Raw genomic sequence first — 23,644 nt, 5'->3', positions numbered from 1 at the left:
AACACTTCACCGCGGGCGACGACGCACGCCTCGCCTTCACCTACCACGCCAGGAACGTCAACCTCGTCCTCGGCGGCCAGGGCAAGGTCACCGTCCTCGTCGACGGGAAGACCGAGAAGACCGTCACCGTCTCCGGCACACCGACCATGCACCGCCTCATCGACGACGACACCGCCCGCACCGCCAAGCTCGAACTCCGCTTCACCCCGGGCATCGAGGCGTACGCCTTCACCTTCGGATGAGCGGGCGGGCAGAGGGGCGCCGACGGGGGAGCCGTGAGCGACCTGGGCGCGGATCATCCCGGCGAAGAGGGCGGGCCTGTCGGGGGACGGGCCGGTGACACCGTTCGTGCGATGCGGTGCCCGGGTCAGACCGAGATGCGGCGGCCCGTCACGGAGTCCGGTTCGATGCGCACCAGGAGGTGGCGGTGCCCGCCCGCCCAAGGGGCGCTCCAGGACCTCCGGGTCAGCCGGAGCGCCTCGTCGCGGTCGGTCACCGGACGCGCCTGGCCGCGCACCAGCACGCTCCAGCCCTGGCTGAAGTCGTCGTCGATGCGGTCCACCTCGAAGGCGACCCGGCTGCCGGAGGCCAGCGCCGGTGTGGCGCCGCGCGCGGTCCTGAAGACGATCGTGCCGTCGATCACGCTGTAGTTGACCGGCACGATCGTCGGCCCGCCGTCCGTGGACACCGCCAGCCTGCCGACCCCGTGCGAGCCCAGCAGATCCCCGCACTCCGTCCTGCTCAGCGCGGTGAACTCCGCGGCGGGCGCGGCCTGTCCACGGCCGGGCGGCAGATCGACGTCCCCTCCGGTGAGCACGGAGACGGTGGTCTCCAGCACCCCCGCGAGACTGAGCAGCGTGCCGCGGCCGGGCGCGGCACCGGGATGCTGTTCCAGGTGGCGCAGGTAGTCGGTGGCCATGCCCGCGCGCTCGGCCGTCTCCTGGCGGGAGAGACCGAGGGCCGTGCGGCGCGCGGCGATCCTTCGCCCCAGATCACCCGCGGGGGAGGCGTCCGCCGCCGTCGTCGTCCGTGCTGGGGTCCGCGGCTGTTCGGTCATGACGCTCAGGTCCTCTCGTCGGCACGCCGTGGACGGCCCGGGACGATCCACCGGCCCGCCTTCCCCGGCCGGGCGTCGCCCCTGTCCACTGGCCTCAGCCTGCCGCGCCGGGACCTCCACGGCTCGGGCCGTCCGGCCCCCGTCAGAGGGCGTACGGCCCAGCCGTCCGACCGGGTCCGGACCGTCGTGGCCCCTGATCGCGCCCGGCGTCCACGGGCATCCCGCGTCCGGCGCCACGGGGCATCCCACGTCCGGCGTCCACGGGCATCCCGCGTTCAGGAGGCCGGTGGCTGGTGCTGGGTGGCCATGACGGCGGCCTGGATGCGGCGCTCGACGCCGAGCTTGGCCAGCAGGCGGGAGATGTGGTTCTTGACCGTCTTCTCCGACAGGTAGAGGCGCCCGCCGATCTGGCTGTTCGTCAGCCCCTCCCCGATCAGTCCGAGGATCTCCCGCTCGCGCGGCGTCAGCTTGGCGAGGGTCTCGCTCTGCGGGTCGGGCGGGGCCTGCGGACCGCGGATCCTGCTCATCAGCCGGGCTGTGGTGGCGGGGTCGAGCATCGACTCGCCCGAGGCCACCGTCCGTACCGCCGACACCAGGTCGGAGCCCTTGATCTGCTTCAGGACGTACCCGGCCGCGCCCGCCATGATGGCGTCGAGGAGCGCGTCGTCGTCGTCGAACGACGTCAGCATCAGACAGGCCATGCCCGGCATCCGGTCCCGCAGGTCGCGGCAGACGGTGATGCCGTTGCCGTCCGGGAGGCGGACGTCGAGGACGGCCACGTCCGGGCGGAGCGCGGGGCCCCGGGCCAGCGCCTGCGCGATGGTCCCGGCCTCGCCGACGACCTCGATGTCCGGCTCCGCGTCCAGCAGGTCGTGCAGCCCCCGCCTGACCACCTCGTGATCGTCGAGCAGGAAGACCCGCACCGGGTCGCCCTCCGAGAACTGCCGCATGTCGTCCATGACACCCCTTCGTCCGGGTCCCTGTCGGATCCTTTACCACCCGTCGCGCCCCGCATAGGGCCGAACGGCTCATCCGGGCCGGACAGGGGCCCGCACGGTCCCACCGGGGGACCTGGACGGCCCTCGCCGGGGACGCGTCCCGGCTGCGGGGCTCGCGGTGAGCGGGGGATCCCTGGGCCGGTCGGAGGGTGCCGTCCCCCGACCCCGCGGACCCGGCCTCCGGCTCGCCGTCGGGTCCGCCCGGGTCGCATCCTGGTGGGTGTGGCGCTCTCCACGCTGGTGCGACCGCTGCGGCACGTCCGGGCCGTGGTGTTCGACACGGACGGCGTGATCACCGACTCGGCGCGGGTGCACGCGGCCGCGTGGAAGCGGGCGTTCGACGCCTGTCTGCGGGAGGCCGGGCAGGACCGGATGTTCGACGAGGCGGACGACTACCGGCGCCACGTCGACGGCCGGTCCCGTCGGGACGGGGCCGCCGCCTTCCTCGCGGCGCGGGGTCTCGACACCTCGCCCGAGGCGGTGCGCGCGGTCGCCGACCGCAAGGAGCGGCTGTTCGCGCGCGCCCTGCGCGAGCACGGTGTCGAGGTCTATCCCGGGACGTCGCGACTGCTGCGGGTGCTGGAAGCCGCCGGGGTGCCGTGCGCGGCGGTGTCGGCGTCCCGGCACGCGACGGAACTGCTGGAGCGGGGCCGGGTCCGCGACCTGTTCGCCACCGTGGTGGACGGCGCGGAGGCGGCCCGGCTCGCGCTGCCGGGCAAACCCGATCCGGCGCTGTTCCTGGAGGCCGCCCGCAGACTGGGCGTCCCGGCCGACCGGTGCGCCGTCGTCGAGGACGCGCTGCCCGGCGTCGAGGCCGGGCAGCGCGGCGGCTTCGCCCTCGTCGTCGGGGCCGACCGCACCGCGGACTCCGCCTCGGCCGCCGACCTGCGCGCCCACGGCGCCGACCTGGTCGTCCGCGATCTGGCCGAACTGCTCGCCGGTGACGACGCCTGACCCCGCGCGACAGACTCGGCGAGGGAGCGGCTGAGGGGGGCGGTGTGGGCCCCGGCCTGCCACGGCTCGAACCCGACCCGCGCGGGCACTGCTGAGGGGGCACCGCGCACCCCCGGCGACGGCCGCTCCGCGGATCGTGGCGTGGCTCCGGCGGTGCCGTCTCCCGGTCAGGTGGGCCGTTCGGTCCCGTCCGGGGACGTGCGGTCCCTGACGTGCCCAGGACCGCGCGGGTCAGTCTGGAGGCGTGAGACCCCCTTCCGGGAGGTGGGGACAGTGACCCGAACCATCGCGGTGGGCCTCGACGGTTCACCGGAGAGCGCTGCCGCCGCGCGATGGGCGGCGCGTGAGGCGGTACTGCGGGGCGTGCCGCTGGAGATCGTCCGCGTCCGTGAGCCGGAACCCGCCCTCGCCGCGCGGGCGCCCCTGCTCGGCGCCGAGACCCGCCGGGAATGGGAAGGCGGGAGCCCTCGCGACACCGCGGACACGCTGCGGGACAGTCATCCCGGGCTCGTCGTGCTCACCGACCGGCTCACCGGGACGGCGGACGACACGCTGATCGACCTGTCCGGTTCCGTCGCACTGCTGGTCCTGGGCTCACGCGGCCTCGGCGGGATCGGCGGCCACCTCCTCGGCTCGGTCGCCCTCGCCGTCGTCGCCCACGCGACCTGCCCCGTGGTGGCGGTACGGGCCGCCGCGCACGCGTCCGGCGACCACACCCCGGACGATTCCGGCCGTCCGTCCGCGGCGACGCCCTCCCGGCCGGTCGTGGCCGGCATCGACGCCGCGGACCCGTCGCACGATCCGGTGCTGAGGTTCGCGTTCGAGGAGGCGCGGCTCAGGGGAGCGCCGCTGCGGGTCGTGCACGGCTGGAGCGAACCGTTTCCCCCGGGCTACCGCTTCCACGGCGACGTCGACGTCCACGCCATGCTCCTGCGCAGACAGGCCGCCGTGCTCGCCCGCACGCTGCACCCCTGGCGGCAGAGGTTCCCCGACGTCCGCGTCATCGAGGCGAGCCGCTGCGGCAGCGCCGCGCAGGTCCTCGTCGCCGCCTCCCGCGAGGCGGCGCTGACCGTCGTCGGCAGGCGCACCCGCGCCGCACCCCTCGGCCCGCACCTCGGCCACGTCACGCACGCCGCACCGCACCACGTGACCGCCCCGGTAGCCGTCGTCCCGCACGACTGACCCCGAGGAATCGAGGAACGCATGAGTGACGACGACGTCAGGGCGCCCGGGGAACCGCGCGCCGCAGGGCACCCCGTCACCTCCCGTACGGAGCGGTGGGAGTGATGGTCCTGCCGATAGCCGTCGGCATCGACGGCTCCGAAGCGAGCCTGCGGGCGGTGGAGTGGGCGGCCGACGAGGCGGCACTGCGCGGGGCGCGGCTCCGACTGGTCGAGGCGTCCCTCTGGGAACGGCTGGAGGGCGACCTGCTCCCAGGACACCCGAACGCGCCCTACGAGCGGATGCGGGTCGAGCGGAACGCCGCCGTCGCGGAACGCCGCGCCCTGGAGCGCCGACCGGACGTCCGGGTGACGTCGGCCGTCTTCGCCGAGGCACCGCAGCCCGTCCTCGTCCGGGAGAGCCGCACCGCCACCGCGGTGGTGCTCGGGTGCCGCGACAGCCACGGCGTCGACCGCGCCTTCCTGGGCTCGGTCGGCCTGGGTGTCGCCGGGCACGCGCGGTGTCCGGTGATCGTCGTGCGCGGCAGCGACGGACCACCTCCTGCGGCACCGGGTCGGATCGGCCTGGGAGTCGGCGGGCGGGCGGGGAAGTCGGCCGCCGCGCGGTTCGCCCTGGAGGAGGCGGCGCTGCGGGGCGCGTCCCTGCGGATCGTGCGGACGCGGGGGAGGCACCCCCTGGAGACAGCCGCCGAACGCACGCTGTCCGCCAAGGCGTTGGAGGAAGCGGGGCGCGGGAAGGCAGACGCGTCGGTCGCCGACGTCCTGCGCGACATACGCGACGGCTTGGCCGTGGACCGCCGCACGACGGAGGGGCACGCCCGGGAGGTGCTGCTCGCGGTCTCCCGCGAGGTGGACCTGATCGTCGTCGGCGACCGCAGGCGGGGCGAGCATCCCGGCGTCCGGCTGAACAGCGTGGCCCATGCCCTGCTGCTGCACGCGTCCTGCCCGGTCGCCGTCGTACCGGAGCACATGTAGGTGGTAGACGCCGGTCACGCCTACCGGGTGGCGTTCCCGGAGGGTTCCGCACAGCCGACGGGCGCGCCGAACGCCATCGGTCCCGTACCGGACTTGGACGGACGACAGGGCTGAGCGCCCCTGCCGTCCCGGTCCCGCTGTCCGTGCTGACCGGGCGGTTCCTGGTGGCACGGGCAGACGCGGAACAGGACAGGCCCTGCGCTTCACGCCGCCGGGCTCGGGTGACCCCGGCCCGCGCCGGGCGTGTGCCCCGTCGGGAGGGCGTCGGCCGGGTCGGTGACGGCCACGGCGGCTGCGGTCAGTCGGCAGTCCACGCGTGTCACGCCTTCGACACCGCCCACCAGACGCTCCGCGAGCGGTATCAGGGAGGCGTCCGCGACGCACCCGGTGACCGTGGCGACCCCCTCGGCGACCGTGACGTCGACGCGATCCGCCGGTCCCGTGAAGAGGGCGTCGACGACCTCGCTCCGGATCTCGGCGGCCAGTTCGTCGTCCGGGCGCAGGAACACCGTGAGCAGGTCGGCGCGGCTCACCACCCCCACGAGCACGCCCTCGGCGTCGGTGACGAACAGCCGTTTGACGTGCCGCAGCGCCATGATGCGCGCGGCCTCGGCGAGTTTGGTGTCCGGGTGCACGGTGACCGCAGGCGTGCTCATCAGCTCCCCGGCGTCCACCGCGCCCGCCTTGGTGAGGTCGGCGAGACGGCGCATCTGGGTGATCCGGTCCGGGTCGCTGTCCCGGAACTCCTCCTTGGGCAGGAGATCCGCCTCGGAGACGACACCGATCACCCGCCCGTCGCCCGCCAGCACCGGAAGGGCGCTGACCCGCCAGCGCCTCATGCGCCCCACGATGTCCTTGAAGAGGGCCTTGGGCCCCACGGCGACGACAGCGCGCGTCATCACGTCACTCACTCGGTGCGGGCCGCTCTCCATGGTGTCCTCCTCGGTGCTGCGGACGGTCGGGCAGGTCGGGCCGCGCCGACCGTCCGGGGCGGACCGGGCTTCGTCGTTCCCGTTTCCTGGTCCTCCTTCAGGGTGGGCGTGCGGGACCGCCCCCGCCACGGGCCGTACGGGCCGGGCGGAGGGCCCTTCGGCCCAGCGGGCGCCCGCCCCGACCGGCCCCGAGGCCGCGCGGGGCGAACGCCGACGCGACCTGTGGGCCCACCGGCCCGCCGTCCCTGGGCCTGACGGCCCCGCCGGAGGCCCCCGCGCGGCACTCCCCACCACGCTCCCGGGCGACGAGCGTTGGTACACGGGCCCGACGGCCCACGGAACGGGCGGGACATCCGAGAGAACACGAGCACCCTGGGCACCCTGGGCACCACGAGCGTCGGGAGCGGCGATGATCGCGAACATGGCAGCCACGGGCGGGTACCGGGGGACCGGCCCCTGCCCGTCACCGGCGCGTCCGGTCGGCCGGTGGGCGCGGTGAATCCACCCCTCGTCGTCGGTGTGGACGGGTCGCAGGCCGGCCTGAGAGCCGTCGACCGGGCGGTGGACGAGGCCGCGCTCCGCGGCGTGCCGTTGCGCGTGGTGTACGCCTCCCGCTGGGAGCACTACGAAGGAGTCTCACCGACCGGGGATCCGCGCACGCCACCCGACCAGGCACTGGCCGAGAACATCGTGCGCGCCGCCGCGCGGCGGGCCCGGAGACGCCGGACCGGCGTCGAGATCGTCACCGACGTGCTGCCCGAGGACCCCGCGTACGGGTTGCTGCGGGAGAGCGCGGGCGCCGCCGCGCTGGTGCTGGGCACCCGCGGCCGCAGCGGTGTCGTCGAGACGCTCCTCGGGTCCGTCGCCTCGGAGGTCGCGGCGCGGTCGGCGTGCCCGGTTGTCGTGGTGCGCGGCAGCCACGACAACCGGGTGCGCCCCGCCGAAGGAGTCGGCCCCGTGGTCCTGGGTCTCGGCGCGCGCGGACCCGACTCGGCCGCGCTGCGCTTCGCCCTCCAGGAGGCCCGGCTCCGCGGCGCGCCCCTGGACGCGGTGCGGGCCTGGCGTCCGCCGCTGCGCCCTGCCCCCGGCCCCGCCTTCTCCACCGCAGGACCGGATCACCCGGCCGAGCGGGAGGCCGCCGAGGCGCTTGCGGCCACCGTCAGGGACGCCCCCGCGGACGTGCGGCTGCGCCCGCACGCGGTGGAAGGGCGCCCGCGGGAGGTACTCCTGGACGCCTCCCGCGAGGCGGGCCTGCTGGTGGTCGGTGCCCGTCGTCCGCCGGGACACACCGGTCCGTGGTCGGGACGGATCGCGCACACCGTGCTGCACCGCTCGGCCTGCCCGGTCGCCGTCGTGCCCGAGCGCGCCTGAACGGGGCGAACGGCCGCTCAGAGACCCGCAGTGTGATCGGGGACGTAGGTCTGGAGGTCGCGCGGCGGGCGCTCGTAGCCGGTCGACGGCGGCCGCTCGGGGAGCAGGAGCACCTGCGGTTCCGCCTCGTCGTAGGGGACGGAGTCCAGCAGGTGGGCGATCATGTTGAGCCGGGAGCGCCGCTTGTCGTCGCTCTCCACGACGTACCAGGGCGCCTCCTGGATGTCGGTGTGGACCATCATGTCGTCCTTGGCCCGGGAGTACGCCTCCCACCGCGTGATCGACTCCAGGTCCATCGGCGACAGCTTCCAGCGGCGCAGGGGGTCGTCAAGCCGCCGCCGGAAGCGGTCCTGCTGCTCGGTGTCGCTCACCGAGAACCAGTACTTGCGCAGCAGGATGCCGTCCTCGACCAGCATCCGCTCGTAGAGCGGGCACTGGCGCAGGAAAAGCCGGTACTCCTCCTGCGTGCAGAACCCCATGACGTGCTCGACGCCCGCCCGGTTGTACCAGGACCGGTCGAACAGCACGATCTCCCCGGCCGTCGGCAGGTGCTCCACGTAGCGCTGGAAGTACCACTGGCCGCGCTCGCGCTCCGTCGGCCTGGGCAGCGCGGCGACGCGCGCCACCCGCGGGTTGAGATGCTCGCTCACCCGCTTGATGGTGCCGCCCTTCCCGGCGGCGTCCCGCCCCTCGAAGACCACCACGAGACGGGCGCCGGTCGCCCGCACCCACTCCTGGAGCTTCACCAACTCGGTCTGCAGGCGCAGCAGTTCCGTCTCGTACACCTTGCGCGGCAGCGCCGCCGACTTCTTCCCGGCCATGCCGCCTCCACTCGCCGACGCGTCTTCGGACGGCCCGGGAGCCTCGCGACGGCTCCTCGCGTGGACGGCGTCCGCGGTCTCAGCCCGTGCCCACGGGCGGGCACCAGGAGGCCAACCTACGGTCCCGCGCCGCCGCCCGCGACCCGCGCTCGGCGCCCGCCCCGGGCCGCGAGGGACCCTTCGGCTGGATTCCGTCCTGCTGGAGCGCCATCTGAGCCGGAGGTCCAGGGAACGCTGGTCAGTGCGGCGTCTCCGGGCGGTGTCCGGCGGCGACGGCGGGTGCCGGGCGGGCGAGATCGTCGACGCGGAAGTCCAGGGCGCAGGTGACGTCCACGACGCCGTCGACGCCGCGGCACAGACGCTCCAGGACGGAAACGAGGCTGCGACGGGGGACCGTACCGGTGAGGGTGACCGCGCCGTCGACGACGTGCACCGTCACGTCCGATGTCGGGATGTCCAGCGTCCCGGCGAGGAGTTCACCCGTGATCTCCTCGCGGACGGTGTGGTCAGGGCGCAGGAAGACCCGCAGGAGGTCGGCCCGGCTGACGATGCCGACGAGACGGCCGCCGCCGTCCACCACGGGCAGGCGTTTGACCCCGTGACGTTCCATGACCCGGGCGGCCTCGACGATGCTCCACTGCGGCTGCGCGGTGACGGCCGGACTCGTCATCAGGGTGCCCGCGACGACCGCCTCGTCCGTCACGGGTCCTGGAGCCGGACGCGCGGTCGGCGGTACGCCGGGACCGGGGAGGCTCGCCTGCCTGCGCAGCAGGTCGGCCTCGGACACGATGCCCGTCGGACGGTTCTCGTCGTCGACCACGGGGACGGCCGTCACGCGGTGCTCGGCCAGCAGGGCGGCGATCTCCTTGAAGGAGGTGTCGCCGCGCACGGTGACGACCTCGGTCGTCATCAGCTCGGCGACGAGCCGGTGGTGCGGTGCCATGGTTCCGGTTCCCTTCCTCTATGAGCGCCGTCAGCCGTGGCGGACGACGGCGACAGGGCAGCGGGTGGGGTGCGGCGGGGCGTGCGGGACGGGGCCCAGGGCCACTCCGGGCGCCGAGCGCGGCCGGTGCGCGCCGGACACCAGGAGAGCGGCGCGCGCCCGGCGTCCGCGACGAGGGAACCCGCCGCGGACGGGGTGTGGACGATCTCCTTCTCGACTGTCGGGCGGGGGAACTCGTCGCGCGGCGCGTCCGTCAGCCGGGTCACGTCGGCGTCCCCGGCGACGGTGACGGCTCCGGCTCCGGGTCCCGGTCCGGGTCCGGAGCCGTCGAGCATGGCGTCCATGGCGGCCTCCTCCGGGCGCTTCTCGCGGCCCGCTCCCCACGCTGCCACCGCGCGCCGGGCCCGGCTTGGGCCGCCGCGCCCCGGACCCTGGGCCGTCCGGCCCCCGAGCGACGGGGCATGGGGTCGGCCGACTCCCGCGTCCCGGTCCCTGGGCGGTCCGCCTGTCGGGGGACGGTGCGCTCGGCGTGGGACGGGGGCAGAGGGGCGAGGAGCCGCGTGGTGTGCTCCTGCTTCCCGGGGACGGACTCGCCCGCGCCCGTCGGGGTGTGCCGTGTCGGTCCGGCCGGGGTCGGACCGGCGTCCACCGCCCGGCTCATGCGCGGCCCCGGCCCACCAGGGTCTGCGGCCGGGGGCACCCCTGCCGGACACCTTCTTCGGTTACCGTGCGCCCGGATCGGCGCCCGGAGCGGTGGTGGAGGAGCAGGGGATGAGCACGATGGGGTCCTCGACCGGCGCGGGCGGGCTGAAGCGGCGCCTGGGGGTGTCCGACGCGGTGATGATCGGTCTGGGGTCGATGATCGGGGCCGGAATCTTCGCCGCGTTCGCCCCGGCGGCCGACGCCGCCGGATCCGGACTCCTGCTCGCCCTGGCGCTCGCCGCGATCGTGGCGTACTGCAACGCCACCGCGTCGGCCCGGCTCGCCGCCCGCTATCCCGAGTCCGGTGGGACCTACGTCTACGGCCGTGCGCGCCTGGGCGACTTCTGGGGCTGGCTGGCAGGCTGGGCGTTCGTGGTCGGCAAGACGGCCTCCTGTGCCGCGATGGCCCTGACCTTCGGTCTCTACGTGTGGCCGGACCAGGCCCACGCGGTCGCGGTCGCCGCCGTGGTCGCGCTCACGGCACTCGGCTGCGGCGGCGTGCGGAGAGGCGCGTCGGCGACCCGCGCCGCCGTCGTCGTCGTCCTCGCGGTCCTGGCCGCCGTGGTGACCGCCTGCCTGAGCAGCGGCGCCGCCGACCTCGCACGTCTGGACCTCGGCGCGGACACGACCGTCGGCGGCACACTCCAGGCGGCCGGTCTGCTGTTCTTCGCCTTCGCCGGATACGCCAGGATCGCCACACTCGGCGAGGAGGTCCGTGACCCCGCCCGCACCATTCCCCGCGCCGTCCCGCTCGCGCTGGGCATCACCCTCGTCGTCTACGCGGCGGTCGCCGTGGGTGTCCTCGCCGTGCTGGGTCCGTACCGCCTCGCGGGAAGCGCCGCGCCGCTCGCCGACGCGGTGCGCGCCGCCGGTGTCCCGGGGCTGGCCCCGGTGGTGAGGGCCGGGGCGGCCGTCGCGACGCTCGGGTCGCTCCTCGCCCTGCTCCTCGGGGTCTCGCGCACCACCCTGGCCATGGCCCGTGACCGGCATCTGCCCCACGCGCTCGCGGCGGTCCACCCCCGCTCCCGGGTTCCCCGCCGAGCCGAACTCGCCGTCGGTGCCGTTGTCGCCCTGCTCGCCGCGACGGCCGACGTGCGGGGCGCGATCGGCTTCTCGTCCTTCGGTGTCCTGGCGTACTACGCCGTCGCCTGCGCGTCCGCCTGGACACTCACCCCCGGCGAAGGACGGCCGCCCCGCTGGGTACCCCTCGTCGGGCTCGCCGGGTGCGGTGCCCTCGCCCTCGCCCTGCCCGCGGTCTCGGTGATGTCCGGCGCCGCCGTCCTAGCCCTCGGAGCGGCCGTGCACGGGGTGCGGAAGGCCACGGCCGACAGCGCCCGCTGAGGCGCCTGCCCCACCGTGCGGACGGCTGCGGGCGGTCGCCTCGCGGCGCCTGCGTCCGCCACCGGGGCGTCCCGGCTCAGCGGCCCAGCCCGGACAGTCCGTCGCCCAGGACCTTCGCGCCCGACAGCAGCGCGCCGAGCAGGAGCGCCCGCCCGGCCGTGGCGCCGTCGAGCGAGGCCATCCAGGCCGGTGGCCGCGCCTGCTCACCGCCGCGCGGGCGCGTCCACCGCTTGCGCACCCCCAGGACGATGAGGGTCGCTCCGGCCGGCACCCGCCCCCCAGTCCACGACCGCCGACGAGGTGCTGCCGGGGTCGTCGGCCCCGGCGAAGAGCACGGCGACGAGGGCCGAGGTGACCGACAGGCCGATGATCCACCCGGCCGCGAACAGCGGACCGTCGGTCGAGCCCCGGCACGGCCTCGCGTACCGTCACGCTCCGTGCCGCTGACGGGTTCTGATGCTGCGCCGGCCGGATTCCCGGTGTCGCGCGGACTCGCCGGGGCCGCGCGCGCCGTCGCCGTCCCGCCGCCGTCCGAACGGCATGGTGGTGATCCCCACCCGGCGACGCTCCACTGTGTACGTCACCCACATGTCCCGGTGCCCGCTCCCTTCCTACGGTGTTCCGCCATGGACAGCACCAAGAGTTCCGACGAGGGCTCGACCCGACGTCCCGGTCCCGGTGACACCACCGTGCCCGGTCCCGCGTCCGCCGGGTTCCTGACCGGCCGCAAGGTCCTGGTCACCGGAGCCGCCGGCGGGATCGGCCGGGCCTGCGCGGAGGGGTTCGCCGCGGCGGGCGCGCACGTGTACGTGGTGGACCGGATCCCCGGGGCCGCCGAGGAGGTCGCCGCGTCGATCGGCGGCACGGCGGTCGTGGCCGACCTCTCCGAGGCCGAGGCCGTCGACGCGCTCCCGGACGACGCCGACATCGTGGTCAACAACGCCGGTCTGCAACATGTGGCCCCGCTGCACGAGTTCCCCCCGGAACGCTTCGCGCTGATCCAGCGGGTCATGGTCGAAGCGCCGTTCCGCATCCTGCACCGCACCCTGCCCCACATGTACGCGCGGGGGTGGGGGAGAGTCGTCAACATCTCGTCCGTGCACGGGCTCCGGGCCAGCGCCTACAAGTCCGCCTACGTCACGGCGAAGCACGCGCTGGAGGGCCTGAGCAAGGTGGTCGCCCTCGAAGGCGCCGCGCAGGGGGTGACCAGCAACTGCGTCAACCCCGGCTACGTGCGCACCCCGCTGGTCGAGCGTCAGATCGCCGACCAGGCGCTCGCGCACGGCATTCCCGCCGGGGACGTGGTGGACCAGGTGTTCCTGGACCGCACCGCGATCAAGCGGCTGATCGAACCGGCCGAGGTCGCCGAGGTCGCGCTGTGGCTGTGCACCGAACGCAGCGGCTACATCACCGGCGCCTCCATCCCCCTGGACGGCGGCTGGACCGCGCGCTGACCGCACGTCCCGAAGGCGCCGTCCCGCAGGCGCCCCCCAGGCGCCGTCCCCCAGGCGTACGGACAACCGTCGGAGCCTCCGCGTCCCGGCGGCGGCCGTCCGACCGTCACCCGCGACCCGCGACCCGCAACCCGCGCCACCGAACCCGTCCGCCCGCTTCCGGCCCGTCCCCGGCGCGGATCGGGCCCGGTGGTCCCGTCCCCCTCCGACCCCGAAACGGTGGCACCATGCCCAGCGCTCACAACGCCGTGAACGACCCCGGCACCCCGGCACGACCGGCCGGTCTGCGCAAGATCGTCGCGGCCAGCCTGATCGGCACCACGATCGAGTGGTACGACTACTTCCTGTACGGCTCCGCCGCGGCCCTCGTCTTCGGCCGCGTGTTCTTCCCCGAGTCGGACCCGCTGACCGGGACGCTGCTGTCCTTCCTCACCTACGCCATCGGCTTCGCCGCCCGGCCGATCGGCGCCGTGGTCTTCGGGCATTTCGGCGACCGGATGGGACGCAAGAAGCTCCTGGTGATCAGCCTGCTCATGATGGGGCTCTCCACCGCCCTGATCGGCTGCGTCCCCGGCTACGACACCATCGGCGTCGCGGCGCCCCTGCTGCTGACCACCCTGCGGCTGATCCAGGGATTCGCCCTGGGCGGCGAGTGGGGCGGTGCCGTCCTGCTGGTCTCCGAGCACGGCGAGGCCCACCGGCGCGGGTTCTGGGCCTCGTGGCCGCAGGCGGGCGCCCCGGCCGGGAACCTGGTCGCCGTCGGCGTGCTCTCCCTGATGACGACCGTCCTCAGCGACGACGCCTTCAACGCCTGGGGCTGGCGGGTGCCGTTCCTGCTCTCGGCCGTCCTGGTCATGATCGGCCTGTGGATCCGGCTCTCCGTCGACGAGTCGCCCCTCTTCAAGGAGGCGCTGGCCAAGGCCGAACAGCGCAAGGCCGAACGGCGGTCCGAGCACCTGCCGTTCGTCGCCGTCCTGCGCCACCACTGGCGCGACGTCCTGGTCGCGATGGGCGCCCGGATGGCCGAGAACATCTCCTACTACGTGATCACCGCGTTCGTTCTCACCTACTGCGTGGAGCACCTCAAGATCGACAAGCAGACGTCGCTGAACGCCGTGCTGATCGGCTCGGCCGTGCAGTTCTGTCTGATCCCGCTCTTCGGCGCCCTCTCGGACCGGCTCGGCCGCAGGCCCGTGTACCTGGTGGGCGCGGCAGGCGTGGGCCTGTGGTCGTGGGCCTTCTTCGCGCTGCTGGACACCAGGTCGTTCCCCGCGCTCGTCCTGGCCGTCACCGTGGGGCTGGTCTTCCACAGCGCCATGTACGCGCCCCAGGCCGCGTTCTTCTCGGAGCTGTTCGCCACCCGGATGCGCTACACCGGCGCGTCGATAGGGGCGCAGCTCTCCTCGGTCGCGGCGGGCGCCCCGGCCCCGCTGATCGCCACCGCGCTGCTCAGCTCGTCCGGCGGCTCCACCTCGATCTCCGTCTACGTGGGGCTCGCGGCGCTGATCACCGTGGTGGCCGTCGTCGCCTCCCGGGAGACCCGCGGCCGGGACCTCGCGGCCATCGAGCCGGACGACTCCCCGGCCGGTCCCGCCACGGAACGGCGGACGGCGGCTTCGGCCTGACACGGCGGCCCGGCCGCGCCGCCGAGGTCCGGTCGCCCCCGGCCGTGGAAGACGAGCCGGGGGGAGAGAGATCGGCCGTAGAGCCCCGGCCGCGGGGGACCGGCCGTAGAGCCCCCGCCGCGGGGACCGGCCGTAGAGCCCGGTCGTGAGGAGCCGGCCATAGAGCCCGGCCGTGGGGGACCGTCCGTTGAGCCCGGTCTTGGGGGACCGGTCCCCGGCAGTCGTATCCTCACGGTCCACGCCCCCGACGCCTCAGTCCGCCGACTCCGCAACGGTAGCCAGCCCATGCCGCACAAGCCCGCCCCCGCCTCCGCCCCTGCTCCCACCACCCGTCACCTCCGCCGCCTGCTGGAACTGCTCGCCACGGGCGCCCCCGCCGAGGATCTCGGCACCGTCGCGGCCCAGGCACGCCGCGACGGTGCCGGTCCCGAGGACCTCGCGGAGATCGACAGGGCCGTCGACGCGGCCCTGCGTGTGCAGAGCACGCTGCGTCAGCACCGGCGCAGGGAGGCCGAGCTGACCGCGCTCTTCGACACCGCGGGCGACCTCGCGGCCCTGCGCGACCTCGACGCCGTCCTGCGGGCCATAGTGCGGCGGGCACGCCAGCTCCTGGGCACGGACACGGCCTACCTCACGCTGCCCGACGAGGAGGCCGGGGACACCTTCATGCGGGTCACCGACGGCTCGGTCTCCGGCCTCTTCCAGAACCTGCGCCTGCAACTCGGCGAGGGGCTCGGCGGCCTCGTCGCGCAGACCGCGCGCCCCTACGCCACCCCGGACTACCGCACCGACGACCGGTTCCTGCACACCGGCAGCATCGACGCCGGGGTCCTCGACGAAGGGCTCGTCGCGATCCTCGGCGTACCCCTGCTGCTGGGCTCGGGAAGCGGGGGACAGGTCATCGGGGCCCTGTTCGCCGCCGACCGCACGCCCCGCGCCTTCGCCCCCGACGAGGTGGCCCTGCTCTGCTCGCTCGCCGACCACGCGGCCATCGCGATCGACACCGCGAAGGCCATGGCCGACACCCGGGCCGCGCTGGCCGGACTGGCCGAGGCCAACGCCGTGATCGGGGAACACTCCGCCGCCGTCCAGCGCGCCGAGGAGTCCCACGACCGGCTCACCGACCTCGTGCTGCGCGGCGGCGACGTGTCCGACGTGGCCACCGCCGTGGCCGGACTCCTGAAGGGGGACGTCGCCGTCCACGACGGATCCGGATGGCCCCTCGCCACGGTCGGAGGCCCGGACGGCGCGCCTGTCCCGGCCGGCCGCCGGGACGGTGTGGTTGCGGAGCGGGACGGCGCGGTCGGTGGTCGGGACGGCGTGGGCGGTGGCCGGACCGGTGTGGTTGCTGGGCGGGACGGTGTGGTCGGCGCCTCCGGCGAGGACAGGAGCGGGGTCCGCGCGGCGGCGCTCGTCGCGGCGGCGGAGGACTCGCGCTCCGCCGCCCGCGCGGTGTTCCGTGACGGGCGCTGGGTGTGCGCGATGCTCGCGGGACAGGAGTTGCTGGGCTGCCTGGTCCTGGACGGCCGACCGGACCTCACCGGACCCGACCAGCGCCTCTTCGAGCGCAGCAGCGTCGTGACGTCCCTGCTCCTGTTGCTGCGGCGCTCGGTCGCGGAGACGGAGAACCGGGTGCGCGGCGACCTGCTCACCGACCTGCTCGCCGCGCCCCGCCGCGACCCGGACGGCCTGGTGGCCCGCGGGCGTCGCCTCGGCTTCGACCTGGACCGGCCCCACCTCCTGCTCCTCGCCCGCACCGCCGACGAGGCACGCGGACGGCTCGCCGACGCGGCCGTGCGCCACCTGTTCGGGACCGGCGGCGTCAGCGCCGAACACCAGGACGCGGTGGTCCTGCTGCTCCCCGACGAGGGCAGGACGCCCGGGGAGGCGGCCCGCCTGGCCGCCGGACAGCTCGGCCGGCTCGTCGGCGCGCCCGTCACGGTGGCCGGTACCGGCCCGGCCGCCGGGCCGGGGGCGATCGCCGACGCGCACACCGAGGGCACGCGCTGCCTGCGGGCACTCGGCGTGCTCGACCGCACGGGACAGGGCGCGGGCGTGGCCGAACTCGGCTTCCTCGGCGTGCTGTTGGGCGACGACCACGACGTGGACGGCTTCGTCACCCGCACGCTGGGTCCGCTGCTGGAGTACGACGCCCGGCGCGGCACCCGGCTGCTCCCCACGCTCCGCGCCTACTTCGACTGCGGCGGAAGCCTCACCCGCGCCAAGGACGCGCTGCACGTGCACGTCAACACGGTCGTCCAGCGCCTCGACCGCGTCCAGGCGCTCCTCGGCGCCGACTGGAACGCCCCCGAGCAGGCACTGGAACTCCAACTGGCCCTGCGTCTGCACCTGTTGTCCGGCTCCTGACGGGAGCGGCGCGGCACCCCTGGCTCACACTCCCCGGGAGCAGCCCTCCGCCGGGGCACCTCCGCGCCCGTGCGCGACCCGGCGCGCGGGGCACCGCGGAGAGGGACGATCGGCAGGGGGACGGCGCGACGAGGGGACCGCTGATGACCGGCGGCCGACCCAGCGTTTCCCGCCCCCCTGTCCCGTGCCGCGACGCCCGACGGGAGCCGTCGCCCGGGGTGTCAGCCCCGGTCGGTCTCCTCCAGCACGTCCCGCACCGGCCGACGCGGGCTCGCGGCGCCCTCGGGGCCGTAGCCGAGCCGCAGCACCATCTGCGGGTAGCCCATGGCGGAACGCGGGTCGCGGACCTCCCAGCGCAGTTCCGGCCACTCCAGGGGCTGCGTCGTCAGCGAGGCGACCAGCCCCTCCGCGGTGGCCCGCAGCAGGACGCGTTCCAGGGCCTGTCCGGCGCGCAGCCAGTCCGCGGGACCGTCCCCGGGGGTGCCGAGCAGCGCGATGTGCGGGTGACGCTCGAAGGACGCAGGGACGCCCCCGGAGGTCCTGCGTCCCGCCTCGAAATCGCGGACGGGAGCGGTGACGAGGCGCTGGCGGGGCCCGAAGGTCTCGGCGGTCACCCCGTCGGACGCCTCCGCGTGGGGAGCGCGGGTCCACCGGGCCGTCTCGGCGCGCAGCTCCGGGTCGTGCGCCTCGGCGTCCTCGGCGTCCCGCGTCAGCTCCAGGACCAGGCGGGCGTGCCAGGCCCCGGGGAACAGGAGCCGGGCGCCCTCGGCGCGGGCCGCGTCCTGGAGCCGTCCGCACACGTCGGCCGGGATCCCGACGTCGTCGTAGGGCAGCCTGCTGCAGTGGCGGCGCCCGATCGCCCCGCGCAGCGCGGCCAGGGCGGAGTCGGGGCGCCCGGCGCGCCGCAGGGGCAGCTCGGCGAGCAGGGCGCCGTCGTACGGATCGGGCAGCACCCGTGCGTCGGACGCCAGCCCGGTCGCGGCGGCGGCCACCCGCAGGTTGAACAGCGCGGCCCCGCAGCCGACGACCAGCCCACGCCCCTCCGGGTCGGTCCGCGGCAGCGCCCGTGACGTGTCGGCGTACAGGCGCAGGGTCCCGCTGCCGCGCAGGTGCTGGAAGCGCCAGGGCTGCGCGTTGTGCAGCGACGGTGCCATGACGGCGTCCGCCACGAGCGCCGTCACGGTGCCGGTCCCGATCTCCTCGGCTGTCACGGTGTCTCCTCCTCCTCCCATGCAAGCCCCGTCCCGCGACGCACACCATGGGCCGTTCGTCCCTCGGCGGGTCCGGCCGAACCGTCCGGCACCCGTGACCCCCGACTGGGCCCCCGGCACCGAGCGCACGGCCCCGGTCTCAGCCGTAGAACACCGCGAACTCCTCGTACAGCGACGGATCCACCACCTTGGTCCTGCCCCGCGTGCTGTCGAGCGGGACACGGGTGATCTCCGTGCCCCGGAGCGCGACCATCGTGCCGAAGTCGCCCTCCGCGACCGCGTCGGCGGCGTGCAGCCCGAAGCGCGTGGCGAGCCAGCGGTCGAAGGCGCTCGGGGTGCCGCCGCGCTGGACATGGCCGAGAACCGTGGTCCTGGCCTCGGTGCCGGTGCGCTTCTCGATCTCCCGTGTCAGCCACTCACCGATGCCGGACAGCCGGACGTGGCCGTACTCGTCGTGCGACCGGTCCTTGAGGACCATCTGCCCCTCCAGGGGGACCGCTCCCTCCGCGACCACCACCACCGGCGCGCTCTCGATCCGGAACCTGTCCCGCACCCACCCGCAGACCTGATCGATGTCGAACGGCCGTTCCGGTACGAGGATCACGTTGGCGCCGCCGGCCACCCCCGCGTGCAGGGCGATCCAGCCCGAGTGGCGTCCCATCACCTCCACGACCATCGTCCGCATGTGGGACTCGGCGGTGGTGTGGAGGCGGTCGACGGCCTCGGTGGCGATGGTGACGGCCGTGTCGAAGCCGAACGTGTAGTCGGTCCCGGCCACGTCGTTGTCGATGGTCTTGGGGACGCCGACGAGGTTGATCCCCTGGTGGCTCAGTTCGGTGGCCGCGCCGAGCGTGTCCTCCCCGCCGATCACGACGAGGGCGTCGACCCCATGCGCGTCCAGGGTCTCCCGGATGCGCCCGACCCCGTCCTCGTGGCTGAAGGGGTTGGTGCGGGAGGAGCCGAGCACGGTCCCGCCCCGGGTGAGGATCCCCCGCACGTCCGCGACGCCCAGGGGTGTCACCTTGTCCCGGAGCGCGCCGAGCCAGCCGTCCCGCAGGCCCACGCACTCGAAGCCGTACTCCTGGACGCCCTTGCGGACGACGCCGCGGATCACCGCGTTGAGGCCGGGGCAGTCACCACCGCCGGTCAGCACTGCGATCTTCATGGCTCCTCCCCATCTCTCCGGATCTCTCCGGGCGGAGGCCGCTCCTCGATCTCGGCGGGCCGCTCCACGGGACGCACTCGCGTCCGCCGGAGTCACGGCCGCCTCCGCGGACGGGCACCCGGAGCCAGGTGCCTCCCTCCATGATGGGCGACTCCCCACCGGGCGGCGACTTCTCCGCGACCCCGCGACGATCCCGCCGCGGACGGCGCCCGACCCGGACCGGGAAGCCCACCGCCCCGGCCGCCCTCCGCACCGCGCATCACCTCCGTGAGGAAGGCACGAACGGCCCGGACGAGCCCGTGATCCGTGCCGCGGTCCGTGGGCGCGCGTCGCCGAACCCCGCACCGCAGAAGGGCAGTTGCGCGGAATCGTCGCCGGAATGCGCGCGGCGGGCGGTCGGCGCGCGTGGTGGATCCCGCGCGGCGCACGGACGTCCCGCGCGGGGCCGAAGGGCCCCCCGCCCGGACCGAACGGCCCGTGGCGGACCCCGGTCCCGGGCGTCCACCCTGAAGAGGAACCCAGGGAACGGAGTCCACGGACATGACCACGAGGACCACCACGAGCGCGGTGCTGGAACCCGCGCAGCGCGAGAAGCTGATGGCAGTGGCCCGCGAGGTCCACTTCGACGCGGGCGTGCGCCTCTTCGAGGAGGGGCGCTGCGCCGACCGGTTCTGGATCGTGCGGACCGGCACCGTCGCGCTCGACGTCCGCGTGTCCGCGCACCGGACCGCCGTCGTCGAGACCCTCGGCCACGGCGAACTCGTCGGCTGGTCATGGCACTTCCCGCCGTACCTCTGGCACCTCGGTGGCGAGACGATGAGCCCGGTGCGCGCCTGGGAGTTCGACGCGGAGACCGTGCGGGCGATGTGCGCCGCGCGACCCGAGTTCGGCCGGGCGGTGGCCGCCTGGGTCGGAGCCACGGTGGCCCACCGGCTGCACGCCTCCCGGATCCGCCTGCTCGACCTCTACGCCCCGCACGGCGGCACAGCCTGACCCGAGCACCCCGAGCACCCCGAGCACCCCGAGCACCCGCGCATCTGATCGGATGCCGCCCGGTGCGCGCTGCCGGGGGTCTCGCCGGTGTGCGGTGCCGTCGGTGGACCACGGCAGTCACGCTGCGAATCCGCGCCATCCCCGGCCCCACCGTCCGTCGGAGGCGGAACGCTCCGACCTGGCACCTTGCCCCACCCGGTTCCGGTGCGGGGGCCGGTCGGCCCTGGCGCATGACCCGGTCCGCGGGTTTCGCTCTCCACATGGCCGAGCGGGACGCCGCCCACGCGGCGGGACACCACACCGCGCCGCACCCGGGCGCGGACCCCGTGGTGCCGGGGACGGCGACCGTCGTCTCCCTGCACGGCGAGATCGACCTCCCGGCGGTGCTCGCGCTCTCCGACCGGCTCGACGACCTCACGGCGCACGCGCACCCCGCCCTGGTCCTCGACCTGCGCTCGGTCGACTTCATCGACTGCGCCGGGCTCGGGGCCCTGTGCCGCGTGCGCAACCGGATCCTGGCCCGGCGAGGACGCCTGCTGCTGGTCACGGAGAGCCGCGGCTTCCACGGGCTCCTGCGGGCCGCGGGCCTCGGCGGTGTCTTCGAGGTGGTCGCGGGGCTTCCCCGGCCTCTCCACGGGCCGGGCCCGTGCGGTCCCGGAGCGACCCCACCGGGATAGGCGCACCGGACCGGGAAGCGCTCACGCCTGTCGCCTGTCGCCCGTCGCTCGCCGACCGTCGCCCGCCGCCCCGGCGGCCCGCCGCCGCAGGCTCGCGCTCAGCCGCCCCAGGCCCAGCCGGACACCTCGGGCATGTCGGTGCCGTGCTCCGTGATCCAGACGCGGTGGCGGGATCGCGCGTCGGCCATCGCCTGCCGGACGGACGCCGAGCGGACGGCGAGACCGGGGACGCGGTCGATGACGTCCATGACGAGGCGGTACCGGTCCAGATCGTTGCGGACGACCATGTCGAACGGCGTGGTGGTGGTCCCCGACTCCTTGTAGCCGCGCACATGGAGGTTCCGGTGGCCGGTCCTGCGGTAGGCGAGGCGATGGACCAGCCACGGGTAGCCGTGATAGGCGAAGATCACCGGCCGGTCCGTGGTGAACAGCCCGTCGTACTCGAAGTCGGTCATCCCGTGCGGGTGTTCCTCGTGCGGCATGAGCCGGGTCATGTCGACGACGTTGACGACCCGCACCGCCAGGTCGGGCAGGTACCGGCGCAGCAACTGGGCGGCGGCGAGGACCTCCTGGGTCGGGACGTCCCCGGCGCAGGCGAGCACGACGTCGGGAGCCCCGTCGCGCTCGGTGCCCGCCCACTCCCAGATCCCCGCCCCGCGGGCGCAGTGGGCGCGGGCCTCGTCCATCGTCAGCCAGTCGAAGCAGGGCTGCTTCCCGGCGACGACGACGTTGACGTAGTCGCGGCTGCGCAGGACGTGATCGGCCACCGACAGAAGGGTGTTGGCGTCCGGCGGCAGGTAGACGCGCACGACCTCGGGGCTCTTGTTCAGCACGTGGTCGACGAAGCCCGGGTCCTGATGGGAGAAGCCGTTGTGGTCCTGGCGCCACACGTGCGAGGTGAGCAGGTAGTTGAGGGAGGGGACGGGAGCGCGCCAGGGCAGCTCGCGCGCGGTCCTCAGCCACTTGATGTGCTGGTTGACCATGGAGTCGACGATGTGCGCGAACGCCTCGTAGCAGGAGAACAGTCCGTGCCGCCCGGTCAGCAGATAGCCCTCGAGCCAGCCCTGGCAGAGGTGTTCGGAGAGGACCTCCATCACCCGGCCGTGCCGCTCCAGGTGCTCGTCGGTCGGCAATCTCCCGGCCTGCCACGCCTTTCCGGTGACGTCGAAGACGGCGTCCAGCCGGTTGGAGGCCGTCTCGTCCGGGCCGACGAGCCGGAAGCAGCGGCGCGTCCCCGTGTCGTGCATGACCCGCGCGAGGAGGTCACCGAGGACCCGGGTCGGTTCGTGCAGGGTGGCGCCGGGTCGCTCGACCCGGACCGCGAACGTGTCGAGCGGCGGCAGCGGCAGGTCACGGGTGAGGAGACCGCCGTTGGCGTGAGGGTTGGCGCCGAGCCGCCGGGGCCCCTCGGGCACGCAGCCGAGTACCTCCGGGACCGGGCGGCCGTCCCCGTCGAAGAGTTCCTCGGGCCGGTAGGAGCGCAGCCACCGCTCCAGTTGCCGCAGATGCGCCGGATTCTCGCGGACGGCGGGGAGCGGCACCTGATGGGCGCGCCAGGTGCCCTCGACGGGTACGCCGTCGACCTCGGCGGGGCCGGTCCAGCCCTTGGGGGTGCGCAGCACGATCACGGGCCAGCGCACGCGCTCGGGGACGTTCCCCTCGCGGGCGGCGCGCTGCGCCAGCGCGATGCGGTCCAGCGTGTCGTCGAAGGCGCGGGCCAGCGCCCGGTGCACGGTCCCGGGGTCGTGGCCGCCGACGTGGACGGGCTCGTGACCGAATCCTCTGAGCAGGGCGTCCAGTTCGGCGTCGGGGAGCCGGGACAGCACCGTCGGATTGGCGATCTTGTAGCCGTTGAGGTGCAGGATCGGCAGGACGGCGCCGTCGTGGACCGGGTCGAGGAACGCGGTGGAGTGCCACGAGGCGGCCAGCGGGCCGGTCTCCGCCTCGCCGTCGCCGATCACACAGGCCACCAGGAGATCGGGGTTGTCGAAGGCGGCACCGTAGGCGTGCGCGAGGGAGTAGCCGAGTTCGCCGCCCTCGTGCAGGGAGCCCGGGGTCTGCGGGGCCACATGGCTGGGCACGCCACCGGGGAAGGAGAACTGGCGGAACAGCCGCTCCATGCCGGACGCGTCTCTCGGGACGTCCGGGTAGATCTCGCCGTAGCTCCCGTCCAGCCAGGAACCGGCGAGGACGGCGGGCCCGCCGTGGCCCGGTCCCCAGACGCAGATCGCGTTCAGATCGCGCGCCCTGATCACCCGGTTGAGGTGGGTGTACACGAGGTTGAGGCCGGGCGAGGTGCCCCAGTGCCCGAGCAGCCGGGGCTTGATGTGCTCGGGCGCGAGCGGCTCGGTCAGCAGCGGGTTGGACATGAGGTAGATCTGGCCCGCCGCGAGGTAGTTCGCGGCACGCCAGTGCGCGTCGAGGGCGCGCACTTCCTCGTCGGTGAGTGCGGGGGCTTCCGGGCGGGTGGCCTTGGCCATGAGGGCTCCGATTCCATCGCTTCTGATCGGCGTGCCTGTCGTGAATGCTAGGTATGTCCTGGTGTGGCGGCGACCGGGCGGGACACGCGCGGCGGCCGGGCACGGGCCGCCGCGCGCGGGGCCGGGCGCCGTGCCGCCTTCGCGGGACGGGACCGGATCTCGCGCCTCCAGGCTGACCCGCGCGGCCCCGCGGCCGGCAGGGGCCGCACGTCCCCGCCCGGGGCCGAACGGCCCACAGCGCCGGGAACGGCGTCCAGGTCTGCTCGTCCCGGCTCCCGGCTCCCGGCTCCTGGCTCCCGGGTCCCGGCTCCCGGCTCCTGGCTCCCGGGTCCCGGTGCGGGCGCGGGATGAGCCGGACGGCGCGGTCGAGGGCCGGAAGGCCCCCGCACCGGCGCGA

20 protein-coding genes and 1 pseudogene are annotated in these 23,644 nt (G+C 74.9%); 11 read left to right on the top strand and 10 right to left on the bottom strand.

Annotated elements, in window-relative coordinates; translation table 11 throughout:
• A pseudogene (locus tag GA0115242_RS41165) lies at nt 1-242 on the top strand (cytochrome c biogenesis protein DipZ); the annotation flags it as partial.
• A gap of 125 nt (nt 243-367) precedes the next feature.
• On the opposite strand, the gene GA0115242_RS38955 reads toward GA0115242_RS41165, so the two are convergent.
• Entirely contained in the window at nt 368-1,057 is a 690-nt protein-coding gene (locus GA0115242_RS38955) for a helix-turn-helix domain-containing protein (RefSeq protein WP_093836376.1), read from the bottom strand.
• 275 nt (nt 1,058-1,332) lie between these two features.
• Nucleotides 1,333-2,016, bottom strand: coding sequence for a response regulator (locus GA0115242_RS38950; RefSeq protein ID WP_093836375.1), 684 nt, complete (start codon nt 2,014-2,016; stop codon nt 1,333-1,335).
• 261 nt (nt 2,017-2,277) lie between these two features.
• Between GA0115242_RS38950 and GA0115242_RS38945 the strand changes: the two genes are divergently transcribed.
• The 3 genes from GA0115242_RS38945 to GA0115242_RS38935 all read left to right on the top strand — a co-directional run bounded on the left by GA0115242_RS38945 (nt 2,278) and on the right by GA0115242_RS38935 (nt 5,165).
• Entirely contained in the window at nt 2,278-3,009 is a 732-nt protein-coding gene (locus tag GA0115242_RS38945; RefSeq protein WP_256089856.1) for an HAD family hydrolase, read from the top strand.
• A 273-nt stretch (nt 3,010-3,282) separates the two neighbouring features.
• Nucleotides 3,283-4,191 carry a universal stress protein gene (locus GA0115242_RS38940; protein WP_093836374.1) on the top strand — a complete coding sequence of 303 codons (909 nt, stop codon included), beginning with the start codon at nt 3,283-3,285 and terminating at the stop codon, nt 4,189-4,191.
• A gap of 104 nt (nt 4,192-4,295) precedes the next feature.
• On the top strand, nt 4,296-5,165 hold the full coding sequence (locus GA0115242_RS38935; RefSeq protein ID WP_093836373.1) for a universal stress protein: 870 nt from the start codon (nt 4,296-4,298) through the stop codon (nt 5,163-5,165).
• Nucleotides 5,166-5,368: 203 nt separating this feature from the next.
• Here GA0115242_RS38935 and GA0115242_RS38930 read toward each other — a convergent pair whose 3' ends face one another.
• The gene (locus GA0115242_RS38930; RefSeq protein WP_093836372.1) at nt 5,369-6,097 is read right to left on the bottom strand and encodes a CBS domain-containing protein; all 729 of its coding nucleotides are present in this window, start codon (nt 6,095-6,097) and stop codon (nt 5,369-5,371) included.
• A 495-nt stretch (nt 6,098-6,592) separates the two neighbouring features.
• On the opposite strand from GA0115242_RS38930, the gene GA0115242_RS38925 reads away from it, so the two are divergent.
• Nucleotides 6,593-7,468, top strand: a complete 876-nt coding sequence (locus GA0115242_RS38925) for a universal stress protein (protein ID WP_093836382.1) — start codon at nt 6,593-6,595, stop codon at nt 7,466-7,468.
• 17 nt (nt 7,469-7,485) lie between these two features.
• Here GA0115242_RS38925 and ppk2 read toward each other — a convergent pair whose 3' ends face one another.
• The 3 genes from ppk2 to GA0115242_RS38910 form a co-directional block, all read right to left on the bottom strand.
• Nucleotides 7,486-8,289, bottom strand: coding sequence for a polyphosphate kinase 2 (gene ppk2, locus GA0115242_RS38920; protein ID WP_093836371.1), 804 nt, complete (start codon nt 8,287-8,289; stop codon nt 7,486-7,488).
• 238 nt (nt 8,290-8,527) lie between these two features.
• On the bottom strand, nt 8,528-9,232 hold the full coding sequence (locus GA0115242_RS38915; RefSeq protein ID WP_093836370.1) for a CBS domain-containing protein: 705 nt from the start codon (nt 9,230-9,232) through the stop codon (nt 8,528-8,530).
• The gene (locus tag GA0115242_RS38910) at nt 9,199-9,576 is read right to left on the bottom strand and encodes a hypothetical protein (protein ID WP_093836369.1); all 378 of its coding nucleotides are present in this window, start codon (nt 9,574-9,576) and stop codon (nt 9,199-9,201) included. Before GA0115242_RS38910 ends, GA0115242_RS38915 begins: the two co-directional genes overlap by 34 nt.
• A 427-nt stretch (nt 9,577-10,003) precedes the next feature.
• Here GA0115242_RS38910 and GA0115242_RS38905 point away from each other — a divergent pair, with 427 nt between their 5' ends.
• Nucleotides 10,004-11,275, top strand: coding sequence for an APC family permease (locus GA0115242_RS38905; protein ID WP_093836368.1), 1,272 nt, complete (start codon nt 10,004-10,006; stop codon nt 11,273-11,275).
• 76 nt (nt 11,276-11,351) lie between these two features.
• On the opposite strand, the gene GA0115242_RS38900 is transcribed toward GA0115242_RS38905, so the two are convergent.
• Nucleotides 11,352-11,546 (bottom strand): hypothetical protein, encoded by a 195-nt coding sequence (locus tag GA0115242_RS38900; RefSeq protein WP_093836367.1) that lies wholly within the window; start codon nt 11,544-11,546, stop codon nt 11,352-11,354.
• Between the two features lie 355 nt (nt 11,547-11,901).
• Here GA0115242_RS38900 and GA0115242_RS38895 point away from each other — a divergent pair, with 355 nt between their 5' ends.
• From GA0115242_RS38895 to GA0115242_RS38885, 3 genes are all read left to right on the top strand, one after another.
• Nucleotides 11,902-12,729 carry a 3-hydroxybutyrate dehydrogenase gene (locus GA0115242_RS38895; RefSeq protein ID WP_093836366.1) on the top strand — a complete coding sequence of 276 codons (828 nt, stop codon included), beginning with the start codon at nt 11,902-11,904 and terminating at the stop codon, nt 12,727-12,729.
• 227 nt (nt 12,730-12,956) lie between these two features.
• On the top strand, nt 12,957-14,354 hold the full coding sequence (locus GA0115242_RS38890) for an MFS transporter (protein ID WP_176730006.1): 1,398 nt from the start codon (nt 12,957-12,959) through the stop codon (nt 14,352-14,354).
• A gap of 285 nt (nt 14,355-14,639) precedes the next feature.
• On the top strand, nt 14,640-16,721 hold the full coding sequence (locus GA0115242_RS38885; protein ID WP_093836365.1) for a helix-turn-helix domain-containing protein: 2,082 nt from the start codon (nt 14,640-14,642) through the stop codon (nt 16,719-16,721).
• Between the two features lie 221 nt (nt 16,722-16,942).
• Here GA0115242_RS38885 and GA0115242_RS38880 read toward each other — a convergent pair whose 3' ends face one another.
• Both GA0115242_RS38880 and GA0115242_RS38875 read right to left on the bottom strand, forming a co-directional pair.
• Nucleotides 16,943-17,932 (bottom strand): Acg family FMN-binding oxidoreductase, encoded by a 990-nt coding sequence (locus tag GA0115242_RS38880; RefSeq protein WP_093836364.1) that lies wholly within the window; start codon nt 17,930-17,932, stop codon nt 16,943-16,945.
• A 139-nt stretch (nt 17,933-18,071) separates the two neighbouring features.
• Nucleotides 18,072-19,097, bottom strand: a complete 1,026-nt coding sequence (locus GA0115242_RS38875; RefSeq protein WP_093836363.1) for a 6-phosphofructokinase — start codon at nt 19,095-19,097, stop codon at nt 18,072-18,074.
• A 540-nt stretch (nt 19,098-19,637) separates the two neighbouring features.
• Between GA0115242_RS38875 and GA0115242_RS38870 the strand changes: the two genes are divergently transcribed.
• Nucleotides 19,638-20,090: a cyclic nucleotide-binding domain-containing protein gene (locus GA0115242_RS38870; protein ID WP_093836362.1), complete on the top strand. Its 453-nt coding sequence runs from the start codon at nt 19,638-19,640 to the stop codon at nt 20,088-20,090.
• Between the two features lie 260 nt (nt 20,091-20,350).
• Nucleotides 20,351-20,767, top strand: a complete 417-nt coding sequence (locus GA0115242_RS38865; protein ID WP_093836361.1) for an STAS domain-containing protein — start codon at nt 20,351-20,353, stop codon at nt 20,765-20,767.
• A gap of 98 nt (nt 20,768-20,865) precedes the next feature.
• Here GA0115242_RS38865 and GA0115242_RS38860 read toward each other — a convergent pair whose 3' ends face one another.
• Nucleotides 20,866-23,247, bottom strand: a complete 2,382-nt coding sequence (locus tag GA0115242_RS38860) for a phosphoketolase family protein (RefSeq protein ID WP_093836360.1) — start codon at nt 23,245-23,247, stop codon at nt 20,866-20,868.
• Nucleotides 23,248-23,644: the final 397 nt, after the last annotated feature.

Source organism: Streptomyces sp. SolWspMP-5a-2 (genome assembly GCF_900091845.1).
In the GTDB taxonomy this organism is placed as follows: Bacteria; Actinomycetota; Actinomycetes; order Streptomycetales; family Streptomycetaceae; genus Streptomyces; species Streptomyces doudnae.
This window is presented reverse-complemented; position numbering and strand designations above follow the sequence as displayed.

Coding starts and splice junctions, on each gene's coding strand:
- GA0115242_RS38930 (WP_093836372.1), bottom strand. CDS start 6,097: ATGGAGAGCGGCCCGCACCGAGTGAGTGACGTGATGACGCGCGCTGTC.
- GA0115242_RS38905 (WP_093836368.1), top strand. CDS start 10,004: ATGAGCACGATGGGGTCCTCGACCGGCGCGGGCGGGCTGAAGCGGCGC.
- GA0115242_RS38875 (WP_093836363.1), bottom strand. CDS start 19,097: ATGAAGATCGCAGTGCTGACCGGCGGTGGTGACTGCCCCGGCCTCAAC.
- GA0115242_RS38890 (WP_176730006.1), top strand. CDS start 12,957: ATGCCCAGCGCTCACAACGCCGTGAACGACCCCGGCACCCCGGCACGA.
- GA0115242_RS38860 (WP_093836360.1), bottom strand. CDS start 23,247: ATGGCCAAGGCCACCCGCCCGGAAGCCCCCGCACTCACCGACGAGGAA.
- ppk2 (WP_093836371.1), bottom strand. CDS start 8,289: ATGGCCGGGAAGAAGTCGGCGGCGCTGCCGCGCAAGGTGTACGAGACG.
- GA0115242_RS38870 (WP_093836362.1), top strand. CDS start 19,638: ATGACCACGAGGACCACCACGAGCGCGGTGCTGGAACCCGCGCAGCGC.
- GA0115242_RS38865 (WP_093836361.1), top strand. CDS start 20,351: ATGGCCGAGCGGGACGCCGCCCACGCGGCGGGACACCACACCGCGCCG.
- GA0115242_RS38895 (WP_093836366.1), top strand. CDS start 11,902: ATGGACAGCACCAAGAGTTCCGACGAGGGCTCGACCCGACGTCCCGGT.
- GA0115242_RS38885 (WP_093836365.1), top strand. CDS start 14,640: ATGCCGCACAAGCCCGCCCCCGCCTCCGCCCCTGCTCCCACCACCCGT.
- GA0115242_RS38950 (WP_093836375.1), bottom strand. CDS start 2,016: ATGGACGACATGCGGCAGTTCTCGGAGGGCGACCCGGTGCGGGTCTTC.
- GA0115242_RS38935 (WP_093836373.1), top strand. CDS start 4,296: ATGGTCCTGCCGATAGCCGTCGGCATCGACGGCTCCGAAGCGAGCCTG.
- GA0115242_RS38915 (WP_093836370.1), bottom strand. CDS start 9,232: ATGGCACCGCACCACCGGCTCGTCGCCGAGCTGATGACGACCGAGGTC.
- GA0115242_RS38910 (WP_093836369.1), bottom strand. CDS start 9,576: ATGGACGCCATGCTCGACGGCTCCGGACCCGGACCGGGACCCGGAGCC.
- GA0115242_RS38955 (WP_093836376.1), bottom strand. CDS start 1,057: ATGACCGAACAGCCGCGGACCCCAGCACGGACGACGACGGCGGCGGAC.